Genomic DNA, 16,927 nt, shown 5'->3' on the forward strand with positions numbered 1-16,927 from the left:
GGGTGGCCCCGCTCACGTCCGCTGGCCGAACAGCTCCCGCAGTACGTCCTCCATGGTCACGAGACCGGACAGCCGTCCGTCCTCCCCGAGGACCGCCGCGAGGTGCGTACGGCTGCCCCGCATCGCGGTGAGGACGTCGTCCAGCGGTGTGTGCTCCCGCACGCGCGCGATGGGCCGCATGTCCCGCAGCCGGAACGGCACCTCGCGCCCCAGGGCGTCCAGGGCGTCCTTCACATGCAGATAGCCGACGATCCGCCGCCCCTCGTCCACCACCGGGAAGCGGGAGAACCCGGACTCCGCCGTCAGCTGCTCGAGCTCGTCCGGAGTGATGCCCACGCTCGCGTAGACCACGCTCTCCAGCGGCAGCACCACGTCACGCACCGGGCGGCGGCCCAGTTCCAGCGCGTCGTGCAGCCGCTCCTGGGCGCGGTCGTCGATGAGGCCGGCCTCGCTGGAGTCCTTCACGATCTGCGCTATCTGGGCGTCCGAGTAGGAGGCGGCGACCTCTTCCCTGGCCTCCACGCGCAGCAGCCTCAGCAGCGTGTTGGCGAAGGCGTTGATCGTGAAGATCACCGGACGCAGCGCCCGGGACAGCGCCACCAGGGGCGGGCCGAGCGCCAGCGCGCTGCGCACCGGCTCGGCGAGCGCGATGTTCTTCGGCACCATCTCGCCCAGCAGCATGTGCAGATACGTGGCCAGGGACAGCGCGATCACGAAGGACACCGCGTGCCCCGCGCCCTCGGGCACGCCCACCGCGTGGAACACCGGCTCCAGCAGGTGCGCGATCGCCGGTTCGGCCACCACACCCAGCACCAGGGTGCACAGCGTGATGCCGAGCTGCGCGGCCGCCATCAGCGCCGACACGTGCTCCAGGCCCCACAGCACGCTCTTGGCGCGCCGGTCGCCCCGGTCGGCGTAGGGCTCGATCTGGCTGCGGCGCACCGAGATCAGCGCGAACTCCGCGCCGACGAAGAAGGCGTTGACGACGAGCGTCGCCAGGCCGATCAGCAGTTGTACCGCGGTCACAGCTCCGCTCCCTTCTCGTCGGGCTTCTCGTCGTCGAGGGGCGCCCGCAGCCGGACGCGCGCCGCCCGGCGGCCCGCCGCGTCCAGGACCTCCATCCGCCAGCCGGCGACCTCGAGGGTGTCACCGACGGCGGGTATCCGGCCCAGCACCGTCGCCACCAGACCGGCGAGCGTCTCGTACGGGCCCTCCGGCGCACGCAGCCCGACCCGCTCCAGGTGGTCGACGCGCGCGGAGCCGTCGGCCGAGTACAGGGCGCGGCCGGCCTCGTCCGTGCCGGCCGCGGCGAGATCGGGCAGCTCGTGCGGGTCGTGCTCGTCGCGCACCTCGCCGACGACCTCCTCGACGATGTCCTCCAGGGTGGCCACGCCCGCCGTGCCGCCGTACTCGTCGATCACGACGGCCATCGTGCGCTTGCCGGAGAGCCGGTCCAGGAGCCGGTCGACGGTGAGTGTCTCCGGCACCAGCAGTGGTTCGCGCATCAGCTCGGAGACGTAGATCCGGGTCCGGCGCTCGGCCGGTACCGCCAGTACGTCCTTGACGTGCGCGGTTCCGACGACGGAGTCGAGGGTGCCGCGGAAGACGGGGAACCGGGACAGGCCGGTCGCCCGGGTCGCGTTCGCCACGTCCTCCAGGGTCGCCTGCACCTCCAGGGCGACGACCTGCACCCGGGGCGTCATCACGTTCTCGGCGGTCAGGTCGGCGAGGTTCAGCGTCCGCACGAACAGCTCGGCGGTGTCGGCCTCCAGCGCGCCCTCCTTGGCCGAGTGACGGGCCAGCGCCGCCAGCTCCTGCGGCCCGCGCGCCGAGGCCAGCTCCTCGGCGGGCTCCACGCCGATCCGGCGCACGACCCGGTTCGCCGTGTTGTTGAGGTGGGTGATGAAGGGCCGGAACGCGGCGCTGAACCAGCGCTGGGCGTTGCCCACGGTCTTGGCGACGGCCAGCGGCGAGGAGATCGCCCAGTTCTTCGGGACCAGCTCGCCGACCACCATCAGGAACACCGTCGACGCGGCCGTGCCGAGCACCAGCGCGAGGGTGTGGGACGCCGACCGCGAGACACCGGCGTCCTCCAGCGGCCCGGCGATCAGCGCGGCGATCGACGGCTCGGCGAGCATGCCGACGACCAGGTTCGTGACGGTGATGCCGAGCTGCGCCCCGGACAGCTGGAACGTCAGGCTCCGTACGGCCTTCAGCGCGCCCTGCGCGCCCCGCTCGCCGCGCTCCACCGCCCGCTCCAGCTCGGCGCGCTCGACCGTGGTGAGGGAGAACTCGGCCGCCACGAAGGCGCCGCAGGCGAGCGAGAGCAGGATCGCCGCCAGAAGGAGGAGCACTTCGGTCATCGGTTCACCCCCGTTCCATGGTTCTCCAGGACGGGGCGGAACGCGCGGTGTCGCGCACGGGGAGGCACGTCCATGGGCGGACGCTCACAACCTTTCATGCAGAACCGAGTGGCCATCCAAGGGTAAAGGATGGGCAAAGTCCATTTGTCGGGGCACTCAGGGCGAGTCGGCGGGGACCGGTGCGAGCCGGTAGGCGCCCTCGTGGGCGACGACGTTACCGGCGGTCGGCGGCGGGAAGTGGGTGCCCAGGAGAAGCGTGTCCGTACCGGCCAGCGAGTCGAGCAGCCCGCGCCGCGTGGCCTCGGACTGTCCGGGGTCGATGTCCACGCAGGCGCCGATGCCGGGGTGGGCGAGCTGGACGGGGTGGTGGACGCAGTCGCCGGTGATCAGTGCCGTCCGTCCGTGACTGGCCAGTTCGACGGCGAGGTGGCCGGGGGTGTGCCCCGGGGTCGGGATCAGGCGCAGGCCCGGGGCGATTTCGACGCCCTCGGCGGGGACGTCGACGAGGTCGAGGCGCCCCGCTTCCTCCACGGGGAGCACGGAGTCGCGGAACATCTGCGCGCGCGCCTCGTCCATGGCGTACCCGGCCCAGAACTCCCGTTCGGCGCGGGAGGTCAGGTAGCGGGCGTGCGGGAAGGTGGGCACCCACGCGCCGTTCACCCGCCGGGTGTTCCAGCCGACGTGGTCGGCGTGTAGATGGGTGAGGATCACCAGGTCCACCGAGTCCGGGGGAAACCCTGCCGCGGTGAGGCGCCGCAGGTAGTCGGTGTCGAGGTCGTGCCAGGCGGGATTGGCCCGCTGCTTGCCGTTGCCGATGCCGGTGTCCACCAGGACGCGCAGCCCGCCGACGGTGAACGCGAAGCTGTGGCTGTCGAGATGCGGGACGCCCCGCCCGTCCGCGAAGTGGGGGCGCAGCCAGTCCTGCCCCGCGACGACGTCCGGTGTGGCGTCGGGGAGCAGCCACGGTCCGGTGGCGGACGGCAGGGGTGTCTCGTCGATGCGGTGGACGGTGACGTCCCCCACGGTCCAGGTGGCCATCGGTCTCTCCTTGCGGATCACACGGCGAAAGCTTAAAGCAATCTGTTTGCGTTAAGTCGACCGTAGGTCCTGCAGTCCACTAACGCAAACAGATAGCTTTTGTGGCTCAGGGGAGTCGCTCTCCGTCACCCCAGACGCAAAGAGTTCGCTTTAAGGTGGGTTCCGTGAGCAGACAGATGGTGCGCCCCGGCGGCCGCAGCGCACGGGTCCAGGCATCGGTGCACGCCGCCGTGCGCGAACTCGCCTCGGAGCTGGGCCGGGACGCCCTGACGGTGCCGCTGGTCGCCCAGCGCGCGGGCGTGACGCCGTCGACGATCTACCGCCGCTGGGGCGACCTCCAGGTGCTGCTGTCGGACGTGGCGGTCGAGCGGCTGCGGCCCGACACCACGCCCGGCGACCACGGCGCCCTGCCGGCCGACCTGACGGCCTGGGTCGAACAGTTCCTCGACGAGATGGCCTCGCCCGTCGGCCGCGCCTACATCCGCGACGCCCTGCTCGGCGACCCGGACGGAGGCAACGCCGGCCAGTGCTCGGCCTACGCCGCCGAGCAGATCGGCCTCGTCCTCACCCGGGCGGCCGGGCGCGGGGAGCGGACACCCGACGTCGAGACGGTGATCGACCAGGTCGTCGCGCCCATGATGTACCGCATCCTCTTCCGGCCCGACGGCCTCGACGCCGCCTACGCCCGGCGGCTCGTGGCCGGGGTTCTCGCGGCGGCCCGGGACACTCCCTAGCCGACGAGGGGCTTGACCCAGCGCCGCCAGTGGTCCTCGCGGTGGTAGCCGGCCGCGGCCCAGGTGTGGTGGGCCTGTTCGTTGGCTTCCAGGACCATGGCGTCGACACGTCGTCCGCCCAGGGCCGCGAAGCGTTCTTCGACGGCTTCGAGGAGGGCGGTGGCGATGCCCTGCCGGCGGTGGCCGGGGTGTACGGCGAGCCGGTAGGCGGAGCAGCGCCATCCGTCGAAGCCGGCTATGACGGTGCCGGTGAGGAGGCCGTCGCGCTCGGCGAGCAGCAGGGCCTCGGGGTCCCGGGTGATGAGGCGGGCCACTCCGTCGTGGTCGTCGCTGATGCTGGTTCCCTCCGCGGCCTCGCGCCAGAACCGCAGCACGGTGTCGATGTCCGAGAGGGTCGCGCAACGGATGTGAAGATCGCTCATGGGGCGAGCCAAGCAGAACACCGGCCTGTCCGGCGATCGGGTTTCAGTACCCGGACACCGCCGGTTGGTTAGGGTGGCCACCGGAGACCGACGGCGCCCGCGCGGGCCGGGTCGGACACGACGGGGGGCTCGTTCGTGGGGAGTTGGCGCCCAGCGGTCATGGCTGCCCACCGGTCGGCGCCCGCGGTACTGCCCCCACCGCTGCGCGGGTGGCTCGGGCCGATCGCGGCCCTCGCCGCGCTGGTGGTCGTCGCGCTCGGGGTCCTGTACGCCGGACACACCGAGCCCGGCACGGTGGACGGGTGGATCCAGCCGACGGCGGACGGTGCCGGGCCGCCGTGGCGGTCCCTCGCGCTGGCCACGGACTTCCTGGGGGAGCCCGTGGGAGCGGCGGCGCTGGCCGTGGCCACCGTGACGGGCTGCCTGCTCCTGCGACAGCCCCGGGCGGCGGTGCTCGTCGTCGCCGGCGCCGGCCTGACCGTGGGGACGACGAAGCTGCTCAAGCCCCTGGTGGGACGTACCATCCACGGCGCCGACAACCTGTCCTACCCGAGCGGGCACACCGCCTTCCTCACGGCGCTCGCCCTCGTGGCGGCGCTCCTCGCGACCGGCCGGCTCGGCCTCGGCAGGACGGCCGGCACGGTGCTCGTGCTCTGGACGGCGTTCGTCGCCGGCGCCGCCATGGGCTGGGCGCAGGTCGCCCTCGGCGCGCACTACCCGACCGACGTCCTCGGCGGCTGGTGCACCGCGCTGGCGGTGGTACCGGCGACCGCCTGGCTGGTCGACCGGACGGCCGACGCCGGTCGGCAGCAGCGCCGCTGACGTCACATCAGGTCACGCCATGCGACGGAACACCGGCTTCACCGGTCGCCCGCCGAGCCAGGGTGTGGGGTCGGCGGCGTCCAGTGCCTTCCGGTACACCGCACACGCCTGGGCCACCACGTCGACGGTGTGGTCGATGTCGGCGTCGGTGAGCGCGCTGCTCACCACGAACGAGGGGGCCAGCACCCCGCCCGCGAGGAGCCGGCGCAGGAACAGGGTGCGGTACCCCTGCGACGGCTGCCGGTTCTCGTCCAGGGTGGCGAAGACCAGGTTGCTGGCCCGGCCCCGGACGACGACGTGGTCGCCGACACCCATACCGGCCGCGGCGTCGCGGACACCGGCGGCCAATCGCTCGCCGAGGGCGTGCAGCCGCGCGGTGACGCCCTCCTCGACGTAGGTGGTCTGCACGGCCATCGCGGCGGCCAGGGAGTGCGTCTCCGCGCCGTGCGTGGTGGACAGCAGGAACACCCGGTCGCCGGAGTGCCGCAGCCCGCCCCGCTCCATCAGCTCGCGGCGCCCGGCCAGCGCGGAGACGGCGAACCCGTTGCCCAGCGCCTTGCCGAACGTGGAGAGGTCGGGGACGACGCCGTAGAGGCCCTGGGCGCCCGCCTCGGACCAGCGCAGGCCGGTGATCATCTCGTCGAAGATCAGTACACAGCCGTGCCGGTCGGCCAGTTCGCGCAGGCCTGCGAGGTAGCCGGGCGGCGGCTCGGTGTGGGTGGCGGGTTCGAGGATCAGGCAGGCGACCTCGTCCTGGTACCGGGTGAGCAGCTCCTCGGTGGCGGCCAGGTCGCCGTACGGGAACGCCACGGTGAGGTCGGTGGTCGCCGTCGGAATGCCGGCGGACATCGGTGTGGTGCCGATGAACCAGTCGTCGACGGAGAAGAACGGATGGTCGGCGCAGAGGGCCACCCGTGGGCGCCCCGTGGCGGCGCGGGCGAGGCGCACCGCGGCGGTGGTGGCGTCGGAGCCGTTCTTCGCGAACTTCACCATCTCGGCGGTCGGCACCGTGGCCAGGAAGCGTTCGGCGGCCTCGACCTCCACGATGGACGGCCGGACGAAGTTGCCGCCGCGGTCGATCTCCCGCCGCACCGCCTCGGTCACGCGCGGGTGGGCGTGGCCGAGGCTGACCGACCGCAGCCCTGACCCGTACTCGATGTAGCGGTTGCCGTCGACGTCCCACACATGGGCACCGCGGCCGTGGCTGATGACCGGGGCCAGGTCCTCGGGGTACTGGTCGTCGCCCTTGGCGTAGGTGTGCGCGCCCCCGGGGACCATGGCGTGCAGCCGCTCGTTCGCCGCCCTCGACCGGGGCAGGAAGAACTCCTCAGTGTCCACGCTGACTTCAGCTCTCTCTCTGCTTCAGGACCTCGGCGAGGCTCGGCGCCTCCCGGTCCCGCTGGGACATCGATGTGGCCGGCAGCGGCCAGCGGATCGCGAGTTCCGGGTCGTCGAAGGCGATCGTCACGTCCTCGGCGGGATCGTGCGGGCGGTCGATCCGGTACGAGGTGTCGGCGGTCTCGGTCAGCGCCTGGAAGCCGTGCGCGCATCCCGCCGGGATGTACAGGGTCACCTGCGTGTCGCCGGACAGCTCGAAGGAGGCCACGTCGCGGTAGGTCGGCGAGTCCGGCCGCAGGTCCACGACGACGTCGAAGATCCTCCCGTACGAGCACCGCACCAGCTTGGCCTCGCCCTTGCCGGAGCGCAGGTGCAGGCCGCGCAGCACGCCCCGGACCGAGCGGGACACGCTGTCCTGGATGAAGGCGTCCGGGTCGAGGCCCACCGAGCGGATCACGTCGGCGTCGAAGGTGCGGCAGAAGAAGCCGCGTTCGTCGGCGTACGGGGTCGGCTCGAACAGGTACGCCCCCGCCACCTCCAGGACTTCGGTCGCCTTCATGGAGTCTCCTTCGCTGGGAACAGGGCTGTCGTCAGGGCGGTGAACTGGTCCGCGAGTTGCCGCGCGGCTACTTGGTTCCGCTCCGCCAAGGTCCGTCGCAGCTCCGACGAGCGCTTCTCCAACTCCCGGAACTGTTCGAGCAGCCGGTCGGCGTCGACCTCGCGGGCCGGGTGGCAGTACGCGGCGAGGCCCATCCGGTCCATGAGCGCGTCGCTCTTCGCCGCGTAGCTGAGTGCGAGCGTCGGCGTGCCGGCCTTCAGCGCGCAGATCAGGTTGTGGTACCGGGTCGCCACCACGGTGTCGGCGGCCGCCGTCTCCTTCATCAGGTCGGCCAGCGAGGCCGACTCCGCGGCGGTGACCAGCGGTGAGTCCACCGCGTCGAGGATCGCGGTGACCACCGGCGCGTCGCACGCGTCGCCGGTGAGCAGCCGGACCGGCCTGCCGTCCTCGACCAGCGCGCGGACGAAGCGGGTCGTCCCGTCGAGGTAGCGCCGGTGGATCTCCTCGGCCCGTGCGCGGTCGTCGTCGCCGCCGTGGAAGTCCATGACGCCGACGCAGACCAGGCCCGGCGGGCCCGACGGCCCGCTCGCCGGTGGCGTCGGCAGGGCGAAGGCGAGGTCCGGGCAGACCTCGTCGCGCGCGGTGCGCACGCCCATCTCCCGTATCGCGTCGCGGGACGGGGCGTCCCGGTACGACCGGTACGCGGCCAGCCGCGCCGACCAGCCCACCAGGGCCCGGGTCGGACGATTGCCGATCGGGGCGGCGCCCACGCCGACCAGCGCGACCCGGGTGCCGAACAGCCTGCCGGTCGCGCACAGCAGGAACAGGGAGTACGGGAAGCCCCAGGGCCGCAGCGGCAGCGTGGCCTCCAGGACGCCCATGCCCGGCACGATCACCACGTCGTGCCGGCGTACCCAGGCGGCGGTGCGGACCACGTCGACGAGCTTGCCCAGCCCCTTCCCCGCGATCGCGCCCGCACGGGACGCGGTCCGGTACTCCCCGCGGTACCAGTGCAGCCGCGTCGCGGGGATCCCGTACCGGGCCGCGACGACCTCGGGGCCGCCGCAGAGCGCCTCCACGACCGCCTTCGGGTGCTCGGCGCGGAGGTACCCGAGTACGGCTTCCAGCGACCCGTCGTTGCCGAGGTTGCCGGAGCCGAGCAGGCCGAACACCCCGACGCGTACGGGAGTTCTCATGCCCGCCGCCCCTCGCGTCCCGCGACGAGGTCGTCCACGGAGACGGTGAGCCCGGCCGGGTCGACCGGGGCGCGGTCCTCGACCCGCTCGCCGGCGCCCGGCCGCACCCGGCTGGTCATCCACGCGGCCAGGTGGCGGTAGCAGGCGCGCCGGTCGGCCGCGGAGAGCGGCGCCCGCTGAATCGCCGAGGCGAAGCCCCAGACGTACTCGGCCAGCAGCCGGGGCGTCGGGTGCAGCGCGCCCGCCCGGCGCGGGTCCAGGTTGACGCACCGGGAGCGCTTGGAGGGGTTGGCCCGCTCGGCGCGGGTGGGGTGGTCGCGGCGGAAGTACAGGAGTTCCGGCACCTGGTGGAAGGGGCCTTGCAGGACGAGCTGGGCGACGAACGTGCGGTCCGCGTGGTGGTAGCTGTCATGCGGCTTCACCCGGCGCAGCATGTCGGCGCGCATCACCCCGTAGAAGTCGTCGCCGCCGGGCTCGAACAGGAAGCTGCGGAAGCGCTCCGGCGCGTGCGGGGAGGCGGTGGCGAGCCCGTACTCGTACGGGACCTTCACCTGCCCCTCGCCGTCGACGACCGCCTGGTCGGAGTGCGCGAGGACCACGTCCGGCCGCGCGTCCAGCGCCTCCACGCAACGCCGCAGCAGGTCCCGGGCATAGAGGTCGTCGTGCGAGGCCCACTTGAACAGTTCGCCGCGGCACTCGGTGAACACGTAGTTGTGGTTCGGCGCGGCACCGATGTTCCGGCGCAGCCGGAGGTAGCGGATGCGTGAGTCCCGCGCGGCGTACTTGCGGCAGATCTCCTCGGTCCCGTCGGTCGAGGCGTTGTCGGAGACGACCAGCTCGAAGTCCTCGTAGGTCTGGCCGAGCAGGGCGTCGAGCGATTCGGCGAGATACCGCTCGCCGTTGTACACGGGCAGGCCGATGCTCAGCCGGGGATGGGCGGTCATGACGTCCTCACTTCCGGGATGGGATGGTGCTGGTGCTCGCCGAGGGCGGACCGCAGTTGCAGCCACCACACGGCCGACGCGCAGGCGGTCGCGGCGGCGACGCCCCAGGCCGAGCCGATCGTGCCGCCCAGGAGCGCGCCGCCGAGCCCGCCGGCGACGTAGCAGGCGGAGGCGAACAGCTGGCAGCGCAGGCTGCGCCGGGCCGCGGCGAGCGCACGCAGCCCGGCCGCCGCGCCGGTGCCGAGGCCGGCGCCCGCGACGCCCAGGGTGACCGGCACGATGAGCTGCGCGGCGGAGTGCCAGACGTCGCCGAGCACGAACGCGCCCAGCCGGTCCGGCATCAGGAGCAGCGCCCCGCCCCAGAGCAGCGCGGCGGCGGCCTGCCCGCCCCCCAGCAGGAGGCAGAACCCGCCGAGTCGGTGGGGGGCCCGTCGCAGCACCCGTGCCGCCTCCGACACGGTGACCAGCGAGAGGCCCATCAGCACGGCGAGGAACGGGCCGAGCAGCAGCTCGGCGCCCCGGACCGCGCCCACCGCGCCGACGCCGACGATCGCGCCGAGCCCGTACGCGCGCAGCTGGCTCGCGCCGCTGAGGCTGACGTTCTCGACCAGGTACCGGTAGCCGAGGTCGCGTTGCTCGCGGAGCCACGCGCGGGCCCGCGTCACCCGGGGCAGGATGCCGGACTGGAGGTATCCGTACCCGGCGGCCACCGTGGCGGACGCGCCCCAGGCGAGCACGAAGGCGGCGACGCTGCCCACGCGGGCCGCCACGACCATGGCGGGGACGAGCGCGACGCCCCACACGAGGTCGTTGACGAACGCCTTCCGCCCGGCGCCCGCGGCGAAGAACGCGTACCGCCAGGCGTCTTGGAGCAGCAGCCCCGGCAGCATGACGCCGAGACACGCGAACGCGGGCCCCACGCTGCCGCCGAGAGCGAGGCCGACCGCCAGACACACCGCACCGATGGCGGCACCGACGGCGAGCGCGGTTCCCGAGGATCGCGCCACCGCCCCGCGCCAGGACGCGTCCGGCACACCGCTGAAGCGCACCACGAGCGGGTCGGTGGCGAGGCCGCGGGAGACGTTGAGCACCACGCCGTACGTCACCCAGGCGAGGCTGAACACGCCGAACGCGGTCACCCCCAGTGAGCGCGCCACGTAGATGCCCACCGCGAAGTTGCTGATGCTGGAGGCCGCCTGGTCGGCCAGTCCCCAGGACAGCCGGCCGACGAAGGCCCGCCGCGCGGATCCGGCGGGTGCCGCCGGCGCTGTCCGGGGACTCTCCTCCTCGGTGGTCATCGGCGTCACGCCTTGATCAGGTCGGCGCCGTGCAGGGCGTCGGCAGCGGCGGCGACGGTGTCGAACGGCAGCCCGGACCGCTCGGCGACGTCCAGCAGACCGTGCTCGCCGTCGGAGAGGCTGAGCACCCAGAGCATGGCCATCTGGGCCTGCTTCGCGTCGCTGCGGCCGCCGAGCGAGTCGTACAACCCGCGTCGGCCCAGCTGTGGTTCGCCGTAGGGGCTGAGGTTGACGTACCGCCGGTTGCGGTCCAGCACGGCGAACGCCTCGCGGCAGACGGCGAGCGTGTCCGCCATCGCCTCCGGGGAGACGAAGTCCGGGTTGTCCGCCGAGGTGTGGTACTCGGGGTATCCGGCGTACGGGGTCCGGCTGAGGGAGCCCACGCCGAGATCGAACCCGGGCGAGCAGTACTGCCGCTCGTCGTAGCCGTACGGGGTGAACTCGGTGACGTGGTGCGGGCGTTCGGAGGATGCGAGGACGTGCCGCATCACCCGGTCGATCTCCGCGTCGCCGCGTCTGCTCTGTTTGTACGTCAGTCGGCCCGAGTCGCCGGCGCAGGCCAGCACCAGCCCGTGCTTGACCCGCTCGATCCGCTCCGCGTTGCGGGCCAGCCAGGTGATCGCCCCGATGGTGCCGGGCGCGAAGATGAACCTGTAGGTGTAGTACGGCTTCCGCTCCGCCAGCGCCCGGGCCAGATACGTCGCCACCGCGATACCGGCCAGGTTGTCGTTGGCCAGCGAGGGGTGGCAGACATGGCAGGAGACGATCACCTCGTCCGCCACCTGCCCGGGCACCACGTGCTCGGCGTAGGTGAGGTGGCCGTCCGCGAGGGTGGAGTCGATCCGCACCTCGTAGTCGCCGTCCGGCAGCGCGTCCAAGGTGTCCTGGGACAGGCAGAACCCCCATTCCGGCTTGTAGTAGCTGGTGCGGTACGGCACCCAACCCGGGTGGTCGGGCAGGGTGTGCAGGTGCGCGCGCAACTCGGACAGGGGCATGGTCCGCGACACCGGAACGCTGTAGCCGAGCACGTGCAGACTGGACGCGGCGAAGTCGACGACCCGGTTGCCGGAGGCGTCGGCGATGTACGCGTCCCGGATGTTCCACTCCTGCGGCACCGTCCAGTCGAGCACCTGAGTCCCGGTCGGCACCTCGTGCACCCGCAGCGGGACGTACTCGCCGACGATGTCCAAGGTGGCGCGCACCCCGTCGCCGGTGATGCTCCGGCACAGCGGGTACAGCCGCTCCACCAGGGCGTGCATCTCCTCGCCGACAGCGGTCATCGGCGCCACCGCAGGGTGTCGTCGACGGAGCCGGCGTCGGACGCGGCGCGCAGCACGGCGAGCCGGGTGAAGCGCCGCTCGAAGTCCTCCTGGGTGAGGCCGTGTTCGCGGTAGGCGTCGGCGAGTTCGAGCGCGCCCCGCTTCACCGTCCACTCGCAGTCGAAGCCGGGGATCGCGGCGCGGAACCGGGAGAAGTCCACGCGGTACGACCGCGGGTCGGCACCGTTCTCCCCGGTGATCACCACCTTCGCGCCGGACACCGCCTCGGCGACCTGCTCGGCGATCTCGGCGACCGTGACGTTGTTGGTCTCGCTGCCGATGTTGAACGCCCGGTCGTGCACCGCTTCGCGCGGCGCGACCAGCGCGGCCGTGAAGGCCCGTGCGATGTCGGCGGCGTGCACCAGGGGGCGCCAGGGCGTGCCGTCGGAGAGCACCAGCACCTCGCCGGACAGCAGCGCGTGGCCCACCAGGTTGTTCAGCACGATGTCGGCGCGCAGCCGGGGCGAGTAGCCGAAGGCGGTGGCGTTGCGCATGAACACCGGGCTGAAGTCGCCGTCGGCCAGCGCGTGCAGGTCGTCCTCCACCCTCACCTTGGACTCCGCGTACGGCGTCACCGGGCGCAGCGGGGCGTCCTCGCCCACCAGGTCGGCGCCGCCGGCGGCACCGTAGACCGAGCAGGTCGACGCGTACAGGAACCGCTGCACCCCGGCGTCGCGGGCCAGCCGGGCCAGCCGCACGGACGCGTGGTGGTTGATGTCGTAGGTGAGCTCCGGCGCCAGCGATCCCAGCGGGTCGTTGGACAACGCGGCGAGGTGGATCACGGCGTCCACGCCGGCCACGTGTTCGGCCGTCACGTCGCGCAGGTCCACCCGGTGCCCGGACGGGTCCGCGGGCGTCGGGCCGAGGACACAGTCGGCGAACAGGCCGGCGTCAAGACCGACGACCTCGTGTCCGGCGGCGGTGAGCACCGGGGCCATCACGGTGCCCAGGTAGCCCTGATGTCCGGTCAGCAGTACGCGCAAGGTTCATTCCCCCAGGTCGAGAGTGAGTTTGGTGACGGCGAACGCCTCGGCGTAGCGCTCGTGGCATTCGATGCCGCGGATCCGTGCGAGACCGAGGAAGGCCTCCCGGTCGTACCAGGGCCGGTGCCGCTGCGAGGGGTAGTGCTCCTGCAGCAGCCGCACCTTCCGTTCGGCGGTCTCCGGGGACAGCGGCTGGTACGCCGTGGGACGGCCGAGATCGCCGTCCCACTTGACGATCTCGTAGCCGAGCACGAGGTGGTCGCGGAATGCCGTGGGCAGCAGTTGCGCCAGGCCGCGGTGGTCCTGGTGCGCGTCATCGGTGCGCGGTGCGAGGATCAGATCCGGCTCGGTCCGCTCGCGCAGTTCCTCGACGGCGGTCTTGGCCTCCTCCCAGTGCGCGGGCAGCCGGCCGTCCGGCAGCTTGAGCACGGTCAGCCGCAGGTCGGCACCCGGGCAGAAGGCGGCGAGCGCGGCCCGCTCCTCCTGCTCCCGCTCGCCGCCACCGCCCGAGAGCACCAGCGCGTCGACACGGATACCCGGCCGCGCGCGGCACAGCGTCAGCAGCGTGCCGCCGGTGCCGATGGCGATGTCGTCGCAGTGCGCGCCCACCGCGACGATCCGGTCCAGGGACCCGGCCCCGAGCCGGATCACGCCCGCGCTCCGACGGTGTCCCGCTCCCACACGGCCCACGGCCGGTCGCCCCGGGCGTACGCCTCGTCGAGCGCGGCCCGCTCCTTCACGGTGTCGGTCGGCTTCCAGAAACCGCGGTGCCGGTGCGCCACCAGCCGCCCCTGCTTGGCAAGCTGGGCGCAGCCGTCGGCGACCAGGTCCCCGTTCTCCGGGATGTGGTCGAAGACCTCCTGGCGGAGCACGAAGTAACCGCCGTTCTCCCACAGCGGCATGTCGCTCACCGCGGTGATGCCCCCCACCAGGCCGTCCTCGCCCAGGTCCACGCAGTGGAACGAGGACTGCGGCGGCACCACCATCATCGACGCACCCGCGTCACGCCGGGCGAACCGGTCGATCATCTCCGGCAGCGGGGCGTCGGTGAGCACGTCGGCGTAGTTGGCGAGGAACATCTCGTCGCCGTCCAGGTGGTGCCGCACCCGGCGCAGCCGCTCCCCGATCGGCGACTCGATGCCGGTCTGCGCGAACGTGATCGTCCAGTCCGCGATGTCGGTGGACAGCAGCTCCGTCCGCCCGTCCCGCAGCACGAAGTCGTTGGAGGTGGTCTCCTCGTAGTTGAGGAAGAAGTCCTTGATGTGATGGGCCCCGTACCCGAGGCACAGGATGAACTCCTTGTGCCCGAAGTGCGCGTAATAGCGCATGACGTGCCAGATCAGCGGTCGCGGGCCGACCATCGCCATGGGCTTGGGCACGTCGTCCGCGGCACCGCTGCGCATCCGCATCCCGTAACCGCCGCAGAACAGAACGACCTTCATGCCTTGACCTCGACAATGCTCAGTTCCGGGATGGGGAAGACCAGGCGGCCGCCCCACTCGTGCACGAACGACAGCTGCTCGACCAGCTCGTCCCGCAGGTTCCACGGGAGGACGAGCACGTAGTCCGGCTTGTCGGCGGCTATCCGCTCGGGCGGCAGGATCGGGATGCGGGTGCCCGGGGTGAACCTGCCGTGCTTGTACGGGTTGCGGTCGACCGTGTACGCGAGCAGGTCGGGCCGGATGCCGCAGTGGTTGAGCAGGGTGTTGCCCTTGCCCGGGGCGCCGTAGCCGACGACCGTCTCGCCGCGCTCGGCCGCTTCGATGAGGAACCGCAGCAGGTCCCGGCGCACCTTGGCCACCCGGGCGGAGAACTCGGTGTACCCGGACAGCTCCCGCAGCCCGGCCGCCGTCTCCCGGGCCAGCACGTCGGCCACCTGCCGGGTCGGCTCGCCGGCCACCTCGGCCGGCCGGGCCCACAGCCGGATGGAGCCGCCGTGCGTGGGCAGCAACTCGACGTCCACGAGCGTGAGTCCGCCGCTCGCCAGGGCCCGGGTCGCGGCGGCGACCGTGTAGTACTGGAAGTGCTCGTGGTAGATCGTGTCGTACTGGTTCTCCTCGATCAGGGTCAGCAGGTGCTGCACCTCGATGGAGACCCAGCCGTCGTCGGCGACCAGGGCGCGCAGCCCCTGAGTGAATCCGACGACGTCGGGGATGTGCGCGTACACGTTGTTGGCCACGACCAGGTTCGCCGGGCCGTGCTCGGCGCGGACGGCCGAGCCGGTGTCCGGGTCCAGGAACTCGGTGAGCGTGGGCACACCCGCGTCCCGTGCCGCCGCGCCGACGTTCACCGACGGCTCGATGCCCAGGCAGCGGATCCCCCGGTCCACCACATGCCTCAGCAGGTACCCGTCGTTGCTCGCGACCTCGACCACGAAGGCGTCGGGGCCCAGGTCCAGCCGCTGAACGGCGTCGGCGACGAAGGTGCGCGCGTGCTCCACCCATGAGGTGGAGTAGGAGGAGAAGTACGCGTACTCCTTGAACGTCTCCTCCGGCGTGATCAGCGGAGGGATCTGCGCCAGCCAGCAGTCGGTGCAGACCCGCAGGTGCAGCGGGTACGCGGGCTCCGGCAGGTCCAGCTGGTCCGCGGCGAGAAAGCTCTCGCACGGCGGGGTCGCCCCCAGATCGACGACGCCGGCCAGCGCCGCCGAGCCGCAGAGTCTGCATCGCGTCATTTACTGCCCCCCATTGATTCGGTCCCCATTGACTCGGTCCCCGATCGATTCCGACCGCCCCGCGATCGCGGTGCGGTACCCCTCCACCAGGCGCTCCAGGCCGACGGCCGGGCTGAAGCCCTGCTCGTAACGGCGCCGGGCCGCCTGGCCCATCTCCCGGCCCAGAGCCGGCTCGGCCGCGATCCGGCGTATGCGGGACGCGAGCGAGGCCGTGTCGCCCGGCCGGTGCAGCAGCCCGGTCACCCCGTCCTCGACGAGTTCGACGAAGGCGCCGTGACCGGCGGCGACGGTCGGGACCCCGGCCGCCATCGCCTCCACGACCACCAGGCCGAACGCCTCCAGCCATGTCGAGGGAGCCACCACGGCGACCGACCGCGCGACGGCCTGCCGGCACTCGGCCGGGTCCAGCAGGCCGACGTAGCGCACGTCGTCCCGGCCCGCCGCCCAGTCCGTCACCTCACGCTCCAGCGGTCCCGTGCCGGCGATCACGAGCGGCACGTCCACACCGCCGCCCGCGGCGATCTCGTCCCACGCGGCCATGAGCAGCCGCACGCCCTTGGCCTCCGCGAGCCGGCCGAGGTAGAGCAGATGCTCGCCGGGGCCCGCTCGGACGGCGCCCGGGTCGGGCACGAAATTGTGCTTCACCGCCAGCCGCTCGGCCGGCATGCCGGCCCGCACCAGGACGTCGCGCTGCGCCGCGGAGATGCAGAAGAACCGCTCCACGCCGGACCACCACCGCCGCCGGTTGACCGACAGACTGACCGCGAGCGGCACCGTCGCCAGCCGGGAGTTCCGGTAGCAGCCGTGCCGGACGGCGGGCAGCGACGTCGACCCGACGCACTCGGCGCACGGCCGGCCGTCCCGCTGCAGCGTGCCGGGCGGGCAGACCTGGGTGTAGTTGTGCAGGGTGGCGACGGCGGGCACGCCGGCGTCGGCGCAGGCGGCCAGCACGGCGGGGGACAGGAGCGGGAAGACGTTGTGGACGTGCACCACGTCCGGCCGCTCGGTGCGCAGCCGGGCGGCGAGTTCCGTGCGGACCGCCGGGTTCCACGGCACGAGGAGCGGCAGCGCGGCCTTGCCCAGCAGGGACCGGGCGGCGATGTCGTCGCTGCGCCGCTCGAACAGCCCGACCCGGTGGCCGGCCTCGCGCAGCAGCGCCACCTCCTGGTCGACGACCTTGTTCTCCCCGCTCGGCTGCGCCGAGGCGTAGCGGTTGTGCACTACCAGGACGTGAATG

17 protein-coding genes are annotated in these 16,927 nt (G+C 72.6%); 2 read left to right on the top strand and 15 right to left on the bottom strand.

Annotation, left to right across the window (positions count from 1 at the left end; genetic code table 11):
- Window positions 1-12: 12 nt before the first annotated feature.
- The 3 genes from ACZ6I3_RS07760 to ACZ6I3_RS07770 form a co-directional block, all read right to left on the bottom strand.
- Complete coding sequence (locus ACZ6I3_RS07760; protein ID WP_469412649.1) at window positions 13-1,026, bottom strand: hemolysin family protein; 1,014 nt, start codon at window positions 1,024-1,026, stop codon at window positions 13-15.
- Entirely contained in the window at window positions 1,023-2,363 is a 1,341-nt protein-coding gene (locus tag ACZ6I3_RS07765; protein ID WP_469412650.1) for a hemolysin family protein, read from the bottom strand. The genes ACZ6I3_RS07760 and ACZ6I3_RS07765 overlap by 4 nt, the downstream gene beginning before the upstream one ends.
- Before the next feature lie 156 nt (window positions 2,364-2,519).
- On the bottom strand, window positions 2,520-3,401 hold the full coding sequence (locus ACZ6I3_RS07770; RefSeq protein WP_469412652.1) for an MBL fold metallo-hydrolase: 882 nt from the start codon (window positions 3,399-3,401) through the stop codon (window positions 2,520-2,522).
- Window positions 3,402-3,577: 176 nt separating this feature from the next.
- Between ACZ6I3_RS07770 and ACZ6I3_RS07775 the strand changes: the two genes are divergently transcribed.
- Complete coding sequence (locus ACZ6I3_RS07775; RefSeq protein WP_469413115.1) at window positions 3,578-4,135, top strand: TetR/AcrR family transcriptional regulator; 558 nt, start codon at window positions 3,578-3,580, stop codon at window positions 4,133-4,135.
- Here ACZ6I3_RS07775 and ACZ6I3_RS07780 read toward each other — a convergent pair.
- Window positions 4,132-4,557, bottom strand: coding sequence for a GNAT family N-acetyltransferase (locus tag ACZ6I3_RS07780; protein ID WP_469412654.1), 426 nt, complete (start codon window positions 4,555-4,557; stop codon window positions 4,132-4,134). The two genes, ACZ6I3_RS07775 and ACZ6I3_RS07780, sit on opposite strands and share 4 nt — an antisense overlap.
- A gap of 159 nt (window positions 4,558-4,716) precedes the next feature.
- Between ACZ6I3_RS07780 and ACZ6I3_RS07785 the strand changes: the two genes are divergently transcribed.
- A complete protein-coding gene (locus tag ACZ6I3_RS07785) occupies window positions 4,717-5,379 on the top strand; it encodes a phosphatase PAP2 family protein (protein ID WP_469412655.1) in 663 nt (220 codons plus the stop codon).
- Between the two features lie 12 nt (window positions 5,380-5,391).
- On the opposite strand, the gene ACZ6I3_RS07790 is transcribed toward ACZ6I3_RS07785, so the two are convergent.
- Genes ACZ6I3_RS07790 through ACZ6I3_RS07840 form a run of 11 tightly spaced genes read right to left on the bottom strand, consistent with a single transcriptional unit; the run spans window position 5,392 to window position 16,926 of the window.
- A complete protein-coding gene (locus tag ACZ6I3_RS07790) occupies window positions 5,392-6,717 on the bottom strand; it encodes a glutamate-1-semialdehyde 2,1-aminomutase (RefSeq protein WP_469412656.1) in 1,326 nt (441 codons plus the stop codon).
- Between the two features lie 7 nt (window positions 6,718-6,724).
- Window positions 6,725-7,276, bottom strand: a complete 552-nt coding sequence (gene rfbC / locus ACZ6I3_RS07795) for a dTDP-4-dehydrorhamnose 3,5-epimerase (protein WP_469412658.1) — start codon at window positions 7,274-7,276, stop codon at window positions 6,725-6,727.
- Window positions 7,273-8,472, bottom strand: coding sequence for a polysaccharide pyruvyl transferase family protein (locus ACZ6I3_RS07800; protein ID WP_469412660.1), 1,200 nt, complete (start codon window positions 8,470-8,472; stop codon window positions 7,273-7,275). Before ACZ6I3_RS07800 ends, rfbC begins: the two co-directional genes overlap by 4 nt.
- Entirely contained in the window at window positions 8,469-9,416 is a 948-nt protein-coding gene (locus tag ACZ6I3_RS07805) for a glycosyltransferase family 2 protein (protein ID WP_469412661.1), read from the bottom strand. Before ACZ6I3_RS07805 ends, ACZ6I3_RS07800 begins: the two co-directional genes overlap by 4 nt.
- Window positions 9,413-10,714, bottom strand: a complete 1,302-nt coding sequence (locus ACZ6I3_RS07810) for a hypothetical protein (protein ID WP_469412662.1) — start codon at window positions 10,712-10,714, stop codon at window positions 9,413-9,415. Before ACZ6I3_RS07810 ends, ACZ6I3_RS07805 begins: the two co-directional genes overlap by 4 nt.
- 5 nt (window positions 10,715-10,719) lie before the next feature.
- Window positions 10,720-11,994 (bottom strand): DUF4910 domain-containing protein, encoded by a 1,275-nt coding sequence (locus ACZ6I3_RS07815; protein ID WP_469412664.1) that lies wholly within the window; start codon window positions 11,992-11,994, stop codon window positions 10,720-10,722.
- Window positions 11,991-13,016, bottom strand: a complete 1,026-nt coding sequence (locus tag ACZ6I3_RS07820; RefSeq protein WP_469412666.1) for an NAD-dependent epimerase/dehydratase family protein — start codon at window positions 13,014-13,016, stop codon at window positions 11,991-11,993. Before ACZ6I3_RS07820 ends, ACZ6I3_RS07815 begins: the two co-directional genes overlap by 4 nt.
- A 3-nt stretch (window positions 13,017-13,019) precedes the next feature.
- A complete protein-coding gene (locus ACZ6I3_RS07825) occupies window positions 13,020-13,667 on the bottom strand; it encodes a PIG-L deacetylase family protein (RefSeq protein ID WP_469412668.1) in 648 nt (215 codons plus the stop codon).
- Window positions 13,664-14,458: a glycosyltransferase family protein gene (locus tag ACZ6I3_RS07830; protein WP_469412670.1), complete on the bottom strand. Its 795-nt coding sequence runs from the start codon at window positions 14,456-14,458 to the stop codon at window positions 13,664-13,666. Before ACZ6I3_RS07830 ends, ACZ6I3_RS07825 begins: the two co-directional genes overlap by 4 nt.
- The gene (locus tag ACZ6I3_RS07835) at window positions 14,455-15,690 is read right to left on the bottom strand and encodes a class I SAM-dependent methyltransferase (protein WP_469412671.1); all 1,236 of its coding nucleotides are present in this window, start codon (window positions 15,688-15,690) and stop codon (window positions 14,455-14,457) included. Before ACZ6I3_RS07835 ends, ACZ6I3_RS07830 begins: the two co-directional genes overlap by 4 nt.
- A complete protein-coding gene (locus tag ACZ6I3_RS07840) occupies window positions 15,691-16,926 on the bottom strand; it encodes a glycosyltransferase (protein ID WP_469413117.1) in 1,236 nt (411 codons plus the stop codon). It abuts the gene before it with no gap.
- Between the last annotated feature and the right edge of the window lies 1 nt (window position 16,927).

It is taken from the genome of Streptomyces sp. NPDC041940 (assembly GCF_055589465.1).

What these genes read in the sequence shown, in the direction of transcription:
- ACZ6I3_RS07765 (WP_469412650.1), bottom strand. Translation starts at nt 2,363, where the DNA reads ATGACCGAAGTGCTCCTCCTTCTGGCGGCGATCCTGCTCTCGCTCGCC.
- ACZ6I3_RS07770 (WP_469412652.1), bottom strand. Translation starts at nt 3,401, where the DNA reads ATGGCCACCTGGACCGTGGGGGACGTCACCGTCCACCGCATCGACGAG.
- ACZ6I3_RS07775 (WP_469413115.1), top strand. Translation starts at nt 3,578, where the DNA reads ATGGTGCGCCCCGGCGGCCGCAGCGCACGGGTCCAGGCATCGGTGCAC.
- ACZ6I3_RS07780 (WP_469412654.1), bottom strand. Translation starts at nt 4,557, where the DNA reads ATGAGCGATCTTCACATCCGTTGCGCGACCCTCTCGGACATCGACACC.
- ACZ6I3_RS07785 (WP_469412655.1), top strand. Translation starts at nt 4,717, where the DNA reads ATGGCTGCCCACCGGTCGGCGCCCGCGGTACTGCCCCCACCGCTGCGC.
- rfbC (WP_469412658.1), bottom strand. Translation starts at nt 7,276, where the DNA reads ATGAAGGCGACCGAAGTCCTGGAGGTGGCGGGGGCGTACCTGTTCGAG.
- ACZ6I3_RS07800 (WP_469412660.1), bottom strand. Translation starts at nt 8,472, where the DNA reads ATGAGAACTCCCGTACGCGTCGGGGTGTTCGGCCTGCTCGGCTCCGGC.
- ACZ6I3_RS07805 (WP_469412661.1), bottom strand. Translation starts at nt 9,416, where the DNA reads ATGACCGCCCATCCCCGGCTGAGCATCGGCCTGCCCGTGTACAACGGC.
- ACZ6I3_RS07810 (WP_469412662.1), bottom strand. Translation starts at nt 10,714, where the DNA reads ATGACCACCGAGGAGGAGAGTCCCCGGACAGCGCCGGCGGCACCCGCC.
- ACZ6I3_RS07815 (WP_469412664.1), bottom strand. Translation starts at nt 11,994, where the DNA reads ATGACCGCTGTCGGCGAGGAGATGCACGCCCTGGTGGAGCGGCTGTAC.
- ACZ6I3_RS07830 (WP_469412670.1), bottom strand. Translation starts at nt 14,458, where the DNA reads ATGAAGGTCGTTCTGTTCTGCGGCGGTTACGGGATGCGGATGCGCAGC.
- ACZ6I3_RS07835 (WP_469412671.1), bottom strand. Translation starts at nt 15,690, where the DNA reads ATGACGCGATGCAGACTCTGCGGCTCGGCGGCGCTGGCCGGCGTCGTC.